Source organism: Staphylococcus intermedius NCTC 11048 (genome assembly GCF_002902385.1).
GTDB lineage: Bacteria > Bacillota > Bacilli > Staphylococcales > Staphylococcaceae > Staphylococcus > Staphylococcus intermedius.
On record NZ_PPQH01000042.1, the window covers coordinates 1 to 12,556 of the forward strand.

Sequence of the window (12,556 nt, forward strand, 5' to 3'; positions counted from 1 at the left end):
AAGTTGTATCATATCATATAAATGCTATTAAAATATATTAACTTATTTAGCATTGATATACAATATAGTAGAAAATATTGATAAGAAGTGTTACCAATTTAATGAAGTTTTTGATATTTTTATCAATGATTGAGAATGAATAGTAGAAGAAGGATAACACTATTAGAGAATAAAAAAATCAGGGTGTACTTGTGACATAATGGTGTTAAACACCACAAGTACCCCTGATTGGTTTATAGTCAAAATAAAAGTTTAAATGCTTTTATCTTTAGCTTCTGGATGATAGTTAAAGATACTGAAAAACTTTTTGCTTAACAATGATTTTAAGAAACGGTCTACACCGAAGAAACCACTGTTGTATCCACCGACAAAGATAAAGAATCCGATTAAAATGTAAAGTGGATTCACTGAAACTGTGCCCGCAAATAAGAACAAGAAGTTAAGCACTAAGCCGATCAATGCGCCGACTGGAGTGAAAAGACCTAAAATCAATAATAAGCCTGCGATAATTTCAAAAGCAGGGATGATGACATTGATCGTAGGTGTCATTGGAATGACAACGTGTTCTAAAAATGACGTGAATAAAGGATATTGCACACTTCCATCTGTTCCCATCACAGGTTGTTGCACAGCATGGTGTAAAAATCCTCCTGCATTAAACCCTTTTGGACTTGTCACTTTAGCAATACCTGACATGAGCCAGCCATAACCGAGATAAACACGAATCACCAATAAAATAACACTAGCAATGGTACTTTGCTGGAACCATTTAACCATAAAAACATACGCCTCCTAATTAAACTGTATAATAAACTGAATCGTCTATTAGTATAATTTATATATCTACGAAGCTATTATATATAATCATGAGAAAGGACACAATACAAATGTGATAATATTCACAATTTAGACAAAAATGCTATCATGGCGGTCGTTAAGCAATGATGAAAGAGGTGAAGATTTGGATTTTGAAACGGATTTATATATATTTGGAATAAAGTTTGGAAAAAAATAGCACGTCATAAAAAGCGGAATCTTAATTGATTTTTTATTGGAAAGTTCACAACAATAATATAATGAAATTGAAAGACAGACGTGGTATTTGTTTTAAATTAAGCATGTAAGTCGTTTTATTATATTGTTCAGTTCAGTGATGTGATAATGACTGAAAAGCAACATAACAAAAAAACCCTTTCCGTGAATATCACAGAAAGGGTCTTGAATATCAAAGTTGTTATTAGAAGCTTTGACCAAGTTCTTCAGCTTGACGAAGTGAGTGTGCTTTGATTTCTTCGCTACGTTCTGGAGCAGCGTGATGACCTTCAACAATGATTGTTTCGTATGAAGGTACTCCGAAGAATGCCATCATCGTTTTGATGTAACGGTCACCGTGTTCTAAGTCAGCGCCAGGACCTTCAGTGTAGAAACCACCACGAGCTTGGATGTGTAAAGCTTTTTTGTCAGTTAATAAACCAACTGGGCCTTCTGAAGTATATTTGAATGTTTTACCTGCTACTGCAACAGCATCGATATATGCTTTAAGTACAGGTGGGAATGATAAGTTCCACATTGGTGAAACGAATACATATTTATCTGCATTAATGAATTCTTCAACGATTTCGCCTAAACGGTTAACTTTCTTTTGCTCAGCGTCAGTTAAAGTTTCGCCGTTTTGTAATTTACCCCAACCAGAGAATACATCTGCGTCGATTTGTGGAATATCTTCTTTGAATAAGTCGATGTGTACGACTTCATCTTCTGGGTGAGCTTTTTCGTAACTTTCTTTAAAAGTTTTACCTGCAGCCATTGAAGCTGAAAGTAATTCATCTAGAGGGTGTGCTGTAATATAAAGTAATTTAGCCATAATTAATAATTCCTTCCTTTTTTCAAGAATTGATAGTCTTATTATAACAGGTATAAAAAATATATCAACAGAAAAATCTCGAATTCGTAATTTTTTTGAGTCACACGATAAAGGGTATGTTTACACAGGTAAAAGGAGCCTGAAACAACATTGCTGAAGCGATTATGAGCGATTAACTGTAAAGCCTAAAATCATAAAAGGCATTGAAAGTTCTTGGATGACACACTTTAATCAATGGGAAGCACCATGCATTCGGTATCTCAAATATGAGGTGTGTTAAACATTTGTGGCGAGCGCAAATTTTCCTTTCATTTTACAGCTGGCTTATAATATAACGTAGATAAGATAAAGAGAGGGAGGTCGCTAATATGAAAGTAGGTATTATTGGTGCGACAGGTAAAGCTGGCCGTTTAATTACGGAGGAAGCGGTGAATAGAGGGTTGGACGTGACGGCTATAGTGCGTGATGCGTCTAAAGTATCAAATCAAAGTCTAAAAGTGATAGAGAAAGATATTTTTGATTTAACGACTGAAGATTTGAGTGGTTTTGATGTGGTAGTTAATGCATTTGGAACGCCGATTGGTCAAACACAACCACATATTGATGCTGGACGTGTACTCATTCGCGCGCTATCAGGTGTCGACACACGTTTAATCGTCCTAGGTGGTGCAGGCAGTCTCTATATGGATGAAGAAAGAACGAAAAACAGTTTTGATGTCGGTCGTGTTCCTGATTTTGCGTATGAAATTGCAGTAGGACAAGCGAAAAATTTAGAAGACTTACAGGCAACAACGGATTTGAATTGGACGTTTGTGAGTCCTTCCGCATTTTTTGATGTAGACGGACCGCGTACAGGTAATTATCGTATTGGCGGAGATATCATGTTGTTTAATACTGATGGAGAAAGTTATGTGAGCTATGCAGATATGGCGTTAGCAATCATAGATGAAGTTGAACGTGGCGATCATCTTAAACAACAAATGACTGTCGTGAGTGAAAAGCATTAATGACCTAATTAAAAAGTGTGTATCTACGAGGCTGACTATACGCCTTATAGATACACACTTTTTTGTGGACATGGCTCTACTCTGCATGTACTTGTGATTCATGTCGTGTATTTGTCCAGTAATGATAAAACTGAAGAAACATAATCACAGTCATTGTGACAATCACGACGAAAATGTAAGGTACATAACTGTATTCACCTTGCAAGCCAACGAGTGGTGTTGAAATTCCGCCGATGAAATACTGTAATAAGCCGACTAAACTCGAAGCACTACCAATCCCTTTTTTCTGGCCTTCAACTGCAATGGAAAACGCCAATGTTGCGATGCCGGCGACCGGAGCTACGATAAGTAAAAAGGCAGGTAATAAAATCCATAGAGACCCATGATTAATCAACGTAAAAATAGCTAAAATGGCACCGACCAATTGTACAAATGAAAATATGCGGAACAGCACGTGTTGATTCACATATTTCACGATGCGCCCTGTAAATTGTGCGGTAATAATGAGCCCTAAGCCTGTTAACGCGAAAATGTAACTATATTGCTGAGCAGTCAAGCCATATAAGTTCTGCATAATGAATGGAGATGCCGCCATATAGCTGAAAAACATCGCAAAAGTGAACCCTTGAATTAAAATGGGAAGTATAAATGAACGACGTGTAAGTAACATTTTAAAATCAGCAGCAATCGCTTTTGCATGTGCTGGACGGCGTGAAGCTGACGGCAATGTTTCATCAATTTTAAAGTATGCACCCACTAACATCAATAGAGATAAGAAGGTTAAAATCCAGAATAGGACACGATAGTTGGACAAACTCAAAATGAATCCACCAAACATCGGTGCTAATACCGGTGCTGCCCCATTAACGAGCATCAACAGCGCTAAAAATTGTGTTAACGCGCGTCCTTTATATAAATCAGTAGCAATCGCTCTCGATAAAACAATACCTGCACCACCAGCCATTCCTTGAATAAAGCGAAATGCAATCATCACAATGATATTTGGCGCGAGTGCAATCACAATAGAAGCGATGATGTAAGCAATGAGACTGACGATTAACGGTTTTTTACGTCCAGTGGAATCTGATACCGTTCCAGCGACGATATTCCCTACTGCAAGGCCGACCATGAAGAGTGTTAAGGTAAGCTGCGTGAGGGCTGTAGTCGTTCCTAAATCATTTTTAACTTCAGGTAAAGCGGGCAAATACATATCAATAGAAAGCGGTCCGAATGCAGCGAGACCTGCCATAATCAAAATAAATAATGGAGATGTACGTTTCTTTTCCATAACTCAATCCCTTTCTTTCTATATTAGATGCCATATGAAATGGTAAAAAAAGCACGGAAATCACCCCATTGACTTCCGTGCAACTTTTTCATGAATTGGACACTTACTTTTCAGATTGAAGTTGTGCTTTCATTTCTGCTGTTGTTAAGACTTGACCCATCAGTGGGAAAGTATGCTCAATTGAAAAGTTGTGTAATGATGCTTCAGGTGCTGACATCATATCAGAGACGAAATATTGGTCGTAAGCATGTTGGTACGCATCACGTGCAGTCGTATCGACACCGACATGCGTTGAAATCCCACCAATAACGATATTTTTAATGCCACGACGACGAAGTTGCAAGTCGAGATCTGTCCCGAAAAAGCCGCTAAAACCACGTTTGTTCACAATATAATCATGAGGCTCTGCACCGAGTTCATCAGCAAGTTCCGCAAAGTCCGGTCCAGGGGCACCTCCAGGTAATGGACGCATTGCATTAGGTTTTAAGGCATCCTTTCCGTCATGAAAATTAACGCGTACGAAAGCGATAAAACCATTATTTTCTTTGAATAATTTCACCATTTGGCTCGCATTTTCTAATACAGTCGAGACGCTATGTGGCGCAGTCTCTCCCATATGGGCAATGCCTTTTTGTAAATCAATTAATACAAGTGCTGTGTTTTCAAAATTCATGTTACATCTTCCTTCCATTTAATGACTTCATTAGTTTATGATTGCACACCGCGGATGAAAATCTTCAAAATACGATCGACAAACTGTTCTGATGGAATCCCTTTGACATAGTGTTGATATTCAAATACATCAGCTGAAAATGAATTGAGCAACATGTCACTGAGAAAGTCAGGATCTTTCACAATGTCTAATGTTGTGACACACGCCATGACTTCTTCTTTTAATTTAACGTAAAAGGGTGTTTGCATCATGACACGTTTTTGCTTGTCAGTACGTTCAATTTCTTTTAAGAGGTTGACATTGTCTTCCATCAGTTTAATCAGTGATAGAAAAATGAAGCGGAGTTGTTCGTGCGGATCATCAACCTTTTGCTTGTGACGATCAATACGTTCAAACATTTGTGTCACTTCATGAGCTAACAATGTCGAACAAATATCAGACTTATTGGAGAAATGGCGATAAAGTGTACCAGTTCCAATTTGAGCTGTTTCTGCAATTTTTTTCATACTTACCTTTTCGACAGAGGTATGGTTAAACAATGTCTGTGCTGTGGTAAGAATGAGTTGCTCGTTTCTAAGCGCATCGCTACGTTTGGACACAGTTCCCAACTTCTTTCTTTTAAGATGACGATATTATTATAAGTGGGATGGGTGTCCGTTTCAAGAAATAAACTCATCCTTCTATCACGTTAATACGTCATGATTGTGGTGGTGTTAAAATTGAAAATGACGCCTTTCTACCTATATAATAAAGACAATAGAAAATTACACGGTGAGCAAATGTGAAACTGTATTTTTTCAAGTTGAGCGCTCGTATGGATAGAGAAAGAAGGCGATGATATGGATGAAATCGATGTACAAATATTGAAACTGTTGAAGACAAACGCACGTATGAGAGTGAAAACAATTTCTTCTATAGTCATGTTATCGGAGCCAAGTGTGAAAAATCGAATTTCAAAAATGAAAGAGTCTGGTGTCATTGATGGCTTTCATGTAGATGTAAATTATGAAAAGTTAGGTTATATGATTGATTTTTTCATGAAAATTACAGAGATTAAAATCTCATTTTCAGATTTTGAAAAGCGAATCCAACAGTTTTCTGATTTTCAAGAGTATTATTCGGTGACGGGAACTGAAAAGTTTATTATTAAAGGACATACGAAAGATATTGTCAGTCTGAATGAAGTTATTATGAAGATGGAGCGTATTGCAGAATTTAACACGTCGATTGTGTTAAAGACAATGAAAATGGATGATTTATAGATAGGGGAAGTGTGTTTCCGTTTCAGTTTTTAAAATTAATGACTGTGCGCTTTGGGCATGTTTTGCAAAGTGACGCAGGAATTTCGCCTAGATTTATAATTCGAGTTACTTCATAGTATTGAAAAAGAAAAATTCACATCACTTTTCAAGATAGGGTTGTTTTTCTACATACAAATAGAGGGATCATTCATGCATCGTTATTTCAATCATGTTTGATGTACGCAAAATTTAAGGGCTAGAGAAGACATGACTGACAGTACTCTAGCCCGATGCTTCATTTTATACAGATGCCTCATGGACGTATGTATCCAAACGTTCTAAAGTGCCGTCAATATCTGCATATGTTGTTTCTGGATGAATGGTACAAAAGCGAATGACACGGCGTTGGTTTAATTCTGTCGTGTACGCTATGGCATAACCTGATTGAGCAATCCGTGAAGCGGCGTATTGCATCACTTTATCATTCTCTTCCGGTGATTTTTGAGGGTCTTCATAGCGAAAGTTTATAATGGAAAGTTGTGGTGCTGTAACGATTTTCCAATCGCGCATGTGTTGAATTTGTTGTTCAGCATAGCGTGCCATTTCTTGTCCATGTTCAATACGACGCCTGATTTCATTTTCACCCAGCACTTGTAATGTCACCCATAATTTCAATCCTCGAGGTGGGCGCGTCAATTCAATTCCTAATTTTTCTGGGTCAATATTTTCATTTGTAGAAGTAATGTCATCTAAATATTCAGCTTCGACACCATAAGTGGAAAGAAGGTGATTTTTATTTTTTACGATCACCATTGCGCAACTATACGTTTGAAATAACAGTTTATGGGCATCCCACGTCACACTGTCCACTTTATCGATGCCTTTCAATAATCGTTTACCTTCCTCTGTGAAAATATGTGATAAACCATAAGCGCCATCTGCATGGACCCACAGTCGATGTTGTTGTGCGATACGTGTAATGTGATTTAAATCATCAATGGCCCCTGTATTCGTAGTTCCTGTCGTCGCAACAATCATAATCGGATGATAACCTTGGGCAATGTCGAATCTAATTTGATGTTCGAGAGCCTTCACATCCATCGCGAATACATCATCAGTTGGAATATAGCGTAGTTGTGATTCCGCGAAACCTGCGATGTGGAGTGCTTTTGTGACAGAAAAGTGTGCTTGATCTGTTAAATAAACAGTTGCTTTTGATATTCGAGAAAGTGGAATCATCGCATCTCTTCCAGCAGTAATCGCAGTTAATGTCGCCATCGAACCGCCCGATACAAATACACCACCTGATAATGTGGGATCGAAGCCTATTTTTTCACTTAAATAACGAATGAGGCTATGCTCAATCGCAATAGGAAGCGGTGCATTCGCAAAGTTTGATGCATGAATATTATGGGCGCTCGTTAAAAGGTCAGTCAACCACGACAATTGAGACGCTGGGCCGGGAATAAATGAAAAAGCACGTGGATGATTCGCGCGATAATTATAAGCTAAAATTTCATTATGGAGTAAATCTAGCACTTCATTCACAGCTTGACCTTCTTTTGGAATCGACATATGTTGATATTTAGCAATCATGTGTGCTGTGGGTTGAAGTGTTGCAGGTAAATCTTTCATCTCTCTATTTAATAAATATGCGACTTCATCATGGATTAAATGATTAAATTGTATCTGTTTATTTTTAATATCTATATTCATATGACGGCCTCCATAATATGCTTTTTAAGTCAATATTGCTATTGTAACGAAACGAAAAGCTATCATTCTAAAGAAAAGTTAGCTTGAATATGAAAAAGTTAGTGAGTAACAGTGACAGGAGTTAAGACCTTATTTTATAAAGTTGAGATGACCTTGTACGTTATAAAATGAAGTGAGTGATTAGAAAAAGCCATCACCTTCTTGGTAGCGATAAGGTGATGGCGTTATCTATTAAGCGTTAGAAAGCGTTTAAATGTTAAGTGTCAAATTATTGATTGAATTCTGATACGTTAAGACCGTCTTGCTTTGCTTTTTGAACGATTTCGCTCACTGAGTTTAATCCTTGTTTAGCAAAGTAATCTTGAAGTTGTGCTTTTGTTTGTTGATCTGTATTTGGATTGATAAGTACTTTTACATATTCTAATTCATGTTCAAGGAATCTTGAGTCATCGTGTAAAATGATACCGTTTTGTGATGTCACTTGTGCATTTGCTTCGTGACTTGTTGCGAATACACCTGTCGATAATGCTGCTACTGCTAAACCTGCAACTAATGTTTTTTTCATACTATACAACTCCTTTGTTTTGATGAGACTAATATAACATGTAAATTTTTAAAATATTGCATTATTAAGTGTATTTAATAATAGTTAATATTTGTTTAATATTTGAGCATATGATTTGAATTGTTTTATAAATAGGTGTATGTCGTTGGTTTTTTAATTCAACCAATTTGAGATTGCTGAACGAGTTCTCGCGTTCCCAGGGGACTTGCCTCAACTAAATTTGGCTTGATTTGAAGTGTACACTGGATGGAAGCCAAATTGGATTTTCGGCTGCGTCTGATCCCTCGGGAGTCTCGAACTGTTCTTGCAATCACAGAGAAAGCAATTAACAAAAAAATTACACGTTCTATCAATAAAAATCAACTCGCTTTCATCAACTCAAGCTTTGTATTGTAATTTGGATTGTGAAATGGAGATGCAACGCGTTCCTAGGCGCCTCGCTTCAACTAACCAACGCTCTTATAATGAGACATTTGTTGAAGCGTTGGTGGATTTTCAGCTTCGGCTCAATGCCTCAGGAGTCTCGTCCCCGGTCTGCAATCTTGAGTGGGACATAAACAAAAACGTTAACAGCAGCATAATAAAAATCAACGTAATACCTTCAATGTAACTTTTATGTGGGAGATGGCAATGGTCGTACTGCCCCCGCAAGGCTGGCTAGACTTCTCAAAAGTGAACGCATTGAGAAGTCAGACAGCTACTGCGTTAAACAGTAACCACTATCAAAGTGAAATGACGTCATTTTGTTTTTAACTTTACTTCTCGGGAGTCTCGAACTGTTCTTGCAATCACAGCAAAGAGCATAAACAAAAATGACTTATACCTTTAATGAAAATCAAATTAAATTTTATAGTAGAAAGTGAATTGTGAAATGGTGATGGTGTAGGTTCATCCTATGCCGAGGAAAGTGAGGAGATGTAAAAAGCGCATCATGTAGGGAACATGATACGCTTAAAATGGAAAGGTTATGAAATTCACATAGCAAAATGTGATGTTTTAATCGATAGGAATGTCAGAATTTGTTGAACGACCTGGTGTGCGTTTTCCTAGCGTCACGTTTAACATGCCGTTTTGATAAGATGCTTTAATATTGTTTTCGTCTACGTTATTGAATGTAAATGAACGCTGCATATTACTGAAATGACGTTCTTGTCGAATCATGCGTCCTTCTTCATCTTCTTTCCGATCTTCTACACTGTGTTGTGCAGTAATCGTTAATACGTTATTTTCAAATTTTAATTGAATGTTTTCTTTATCCATACCTGGTAATTCAGCTTCAACGACATAAGCATCGTCCAGTTCTTTAATGTCTGTTTTAATGTGAGAAGTTGTGAATGCGTCGTCTAACATATGACGTCCGAAATCTTTGAAGAAATCACTAGGTTCCATATTGAAAAATGAATGATTAAAAGGTCTCATATCAAAAGCCATCATGTATCTCTCCTTTATTGACTAATTGTTTGAATATAACTCAAACGTTTATTATTTTTACAATCACTCTGACGTTATAACCTCAAAGTAGATTGCTTTATGTTTAAAGTTTACTCCAATAGTCAAAGATAGTCAAGGTCAAAGAATCGAGTAAGCTTTCTAACCATTCATTCAAATTTAATGAAAAAAATAAACATAGGAAGTCATATAAGCGGGTAAAAGTATCAATGAAAGGTTGAAATAGAATGTTAAATGTAGTTTTGCATTATCTGTATGGAATTATATGTATCGTGTGAAATGATATGATGAAACTGTCTAAAATGATGAAGGAGGGGTCATTATGGATGTAAGATATCCTATTGGAGGATTAGAAATGCCGGATAAGGTGACACGTACGTATGTGGATTCTTGGTTAGAAGATATTACACAATATGTCCAGGATTTAAGGAAAACAGTGACGAATTTGAACCAAAATGATTTGCAAGCGACATATCGTGAAGGTAGTTTTACAGTACAACAACTTGTCCATCATATTGCAGACTCACAAATGAATATGTTTCAACGGCTAAAACTTGCTTTAACAGATACGCATCCGCAAGTGCCAAACTTTGTCCAAGATGAATGGGTGAAATTGGCAGACTCAGATTTGCCTATTGATGTATCGATTCAAATGTTAGAGGCAATTAATCAACGTGTTGTTGCAATTGGTCAACAATTAACGGAAGCAGAACTGACAAGAGACTTTGTGTTAGAAAACAGTGGTGCAACGACGGTAGGTGAGACGATAGCGAAGTTGTCATGGCATGAACGTCATCACCTTGCGCATATTCAAATTGCTTTAGGACAATTTGACATCGGCGCTTCGAATGAAAGTTTTTAAAGTAACTATGAGCGTAATAGTTGAAAATGAAATGTAAGGAATTGATATTCTAAGTGAGACGATGATGTATGGAGATAAATTCATTGTAACATCAGTTTCGATGCGATCATAACGGCGTTTATGGATAACTTAGCATAGCGTACACATTATTTTTTTTCAAATTTTTATGAGAATCACTTTGTAATTACTTTAAACAATGGTATACTAAATTAAAATAATTCTAATCTAGAGGTGTGAATATATGAACAGAGATGAATCAAAATTAACGGGCTTATTTGGCCATCCTGTCAGTGACCGTGAAAATTCGATGACTGCGGGTCCACGTGGTCCATTATTGATGCAAGACTGGTACTTTTTAGAACAAATGGCACACTTTGATCGCGAAGTCATTCCTGAGCGTCGTATGCACGCAAAAGGTTCAGGTGCGTTCGGTACTTTCACAGTAACGAATGACATTACGCAATATACAAGCGCAAAAATCTTTTCAGAAGTAGGAAAACAAACTGAAATGTTCGCACGTTTCTCAACAGTAGCAGGGGAACGTGGTGCTGCAGATGCAGAACGTGACATTCGTGGTTTCGCATTGAAATTCTACACTGAAGACGGAAACTGGGATCTTGTAGGTAACAACACGCCTGTATTCTTCTTCCGTGATCCAAAATTATTTGCAAGCTTAAACCATGCTGTTAAACGTGACCCACGTACAAACATGAGAAGTGCTCAAAACAACTGGGATTTCTGGACGTCATTACCTGAAGCGTTACACCAAGTGACAATTTTAATGACTGACCGTGGTATTCCAAAAGGTTACAGACATATGCACGGCTTCGGTTCACATACTTATGGCATGATTAATGCAAATAATGAACGTGTTTGGGTGAAATTCCACTTCAGAACACAACAAGGTATTGAAAACTTACAACCTGATGAAGCGGCAGCAATTATCGCAAATGACCGTGAATCTTCACAACGCGACTTGTACAATGCTATTGAAGAAGGCGACTTCCCGAAATGGAAAATGTACATCCAAGTGATGACTGAAGAACAAGCGAAAAACCATAAAGATAACCCATTTGACTTAACTAAAGTATGGTACAAAGGGGACTATCCTTTAATTGAAGTAGGGGAATTCGAATTAAACCGTAACCCTGAAAACTACTTCATGGATGTTGAACAAGCAGCATTCGCACCGACAAACATTATTCCTGGTTTAGATTTCTCACCAGACAAAATGTTACAAGGTCGTTTATTCTCTTATGGTGATGCACAACGCTACCGTTTAGGTGTGAACCACTGGCAAATTCCAGTTAACCAACCAAAAGGTGTCGGTGTTGAAAACATTTGCCCATTCAGCCGTGACGGTGCAATGCGCTTCTTAGATGGTAACCAAGGTGGCAAAACACATTACTATCCAAATAGTTATGGTGCACACCAAAGTCAACCAGAATACAAACGTCCACCATTAGAATTAGAAGGTGGCGCGTATGAGTATGATTTCAGAGAAGACGACAGCAACTACTTCGAACAACCTGGTAAATTGTTCCGTCTTCAATCACCAGAACAACAAGAACGTATGTTTATTACAACTGCGAACGAAATGGAAGGGACAACGGATGAAGTGAAACGTCGTCACATTAAACATTGTTATCAAGCAGATGTAAACTATGGTACAGGTGTTGCGAAAGCATTAGGTATGGAAGATCAATTAGAAAGTATTATTGCTGAAATCTAATATCGACCATTTTATCAATAATTAAATAATAAAGCTGTGTTACCTTTACAGCTCCCGTTTCACACACGGTATCATTAAAGGCGATTGATTTGATAGCGCACATACTGCATCTTGAAGACAATCGCCTTTGATGCGCCGTATATGATTAAAATGACACTG

General features: G+C 37.4%; 13 protein-coding genes. 5 read left to right on the forward strand and 8 right to left on the reverse strand.

Annotated features, from left to right (window positions below):
• Positions 1–252: 252 nt before the first annotated feature.
• Entirely contained in the window at positions 253–777 is a 525-nt protein-coding gene (locus tag CD138_RS09885; RefSeq protein WP_019168884.1) for a DoxX family membrane protein, read from the reverse strand.
• A 460-nt stretch (positions 778–1,237) separates the two neighbouring features.
• Complete coding sequence (locus CD138_RS09890) at positions 1,238–1,864, reverse strand: FMN-dependent NADH-azoreductase (RefSeq protein WP_019168885.1); 627 nt, start codon at positions 1,862–1,864, stop codon at positions 1,238–1,240.
• Positions 1,865–2,232: 368 nt separating this feature from the next.
• Here CD138_RS09890 and CD138_RS09895 point away from each other — a divergent pair, with 368 nt between their 5' ends.
• Entirely contained in the window at positions 2,233–2,871 is a 639-nt protein-coding gene (locus tag CD138_RS09895) for an NAD(P)-dependent oxidoreductase (RefSeq protein ID WP_019168886.1), read from the forward strand.
• A gap of 76 nt (positions 2,872–2,947) precedes the next feature.
• Here the strand turns inward: CD138_RS09895 and tcaB are convergent, their stop codons facing one another.
• The 3 genes from tcaB to CD138_RS09910 all read right to left on the reverse strand — a co-directional run bounded on the left by tcaB (position 2,948) and on the right by CD138_RS09910 (position 5,431).
• Positions 2,948–4,159: a putative multidrug effflux MFS transporter TcaB gene (gene tcaB / locus CD138_RS09900; RefSeq protein ID WP_019168887.1), complete on the reverse strand. Its 1,212-nt coding sequence runs from the start codon at positions 4,157–4,159 to the stop codon at positions 2,948–2,950.
• Positions 4,160–4,262: 103 nt separating this feature from the next.
• Positions 4,263–4,832: an isochorismatase family protein gene (locus CD138_RS09905; RefSeq protein ID WP_019168888.1), complete on the reverse strand. Its 570-nt coding sequence runs from the start codon at positions 4,830–4,832 to the stop codon at positions 4,263–4,265.
• Positions 4,833–4,867: 35 nt separating this feature from the next.
• Positions 4,868–5,431, reverse strand: coding sequence for a TetR/AcrR family transcriptional regulator (locus CD138_RS09910; RefSeq protein WP_174700853.1), 564 nt, complete (start codon positions 5,429–5,431; stop codon positions 4,868–4,870).
• 240 nt (positions 5,432–5,671) lie between these two features.
• Between CD138_RS09910 and CD138_RS09915 the strand changes: the two genes are divergently transcribed.
• Positions 5,672–6,094, forward strand: a complete 423-nt coding sequence (locus CD138_RS09915; RefSeq protein WP_019168890.1) for an Lrp/AsnC family transcriptional regulator — start codon at positions 5,672–5,674, stop codon at positions 6,092–6,094.
• Between the two features lie 279 nt (positions 6,095–6,373).
• Here CD138_RS09915 and CD138_RS09920 read toward each other — a convergent pair whose 3' ends face one another.
• Together CD138_RS09920 and spn are read right to left on the reverse strand one after the other, a co-directional pair.
• Positions 6,374–7,789 carry a pyridoxal phosphate-dependent decarboxylase family protein gene (locus CD138_RS09920; RefSeq protein ID WP_019168891.1) on the reverse strand — a complete coding sequence of 472 codons (1,416 nt, stop codon included), beginning with the start codon at positions 7,787–7,789 and terminating at the stop codon, positions 6,374–6,376.
• Between the two features lie 268 nt (positions 7,790–8,057).
• Positions 8,058–8,354, reverse strand: coding sequence for an SPIN family peroxidase inhibitor (gene spn, locus CD138_RS09925; protein WP_019168892.1), 297 nt, complete (start codon positions 8,352–8,354; stop codon positions 8,058–8,060).
• 615 nt (positions 8,355–8,969) lie between these two features.
• On the opposite strand from spn, the gene CD138_RS14245 reads away from it, so the two are divergent.
• The gene (locus tag CD138_RS14245) at positions 8,970–9,107 is read left to right on the forward strand and encodes a hypothetical protein (RefSeq protein ID WP_180706907.1); all 138 of its coding nucleotides are present in this window, start codon (positions 8,970–8,972) and stop codon (positions 9,105–9,107) included.
• A 243-nt stretch (positions 9,108–9,350) separates the two neighbouring features.
• Here CD138_RS14245 and CD138_RS09930 read toward each other — a convergent pair whose 3' ends face one another.
• Positions 9,351–9,785 carry an Hsp20/alpha crystallin family protein gene (locus tag CD138_RS09930; RefSeq protein WP_019168893.1) on the reverse strand — a complete coding sequence of 145 codons (435 nt, stop codon included), beginning with the start codon at positions 9,783–9,785 and terminating at the stop codon, positions 9,351–9,353.
• Positions 9,786–10,125: 340 nt separating this feature from the next.
• Here CD138_RS09930 and CD138_RS09935 point away from each other — a divergent pair, with 340 nt between their 5' ends.
• Entirely contained in the window at positions 10,126–10,665 is a 540-nt protein-coding gene (locus CD138_RS09935) for a YfiT family bacillithiol transferase (RefSeq protein ID WP_019168894.1), read from the forward strand.
• 241 nt (positions 10,666–10,906) lie between these two features.
• Positions 10,907–12,397 (forward strand): catalase, encoded by a 1,491-nt coding sequence (locus CD138_RS09940; RefSeq protein ID WP_019168895.1) that lies wholly within the window; start codon positions 10,907–10,909, stop codon positions 12,395–12,397.
• Positions 12,398–12,556: the final 159 nt, after the last annotated feature.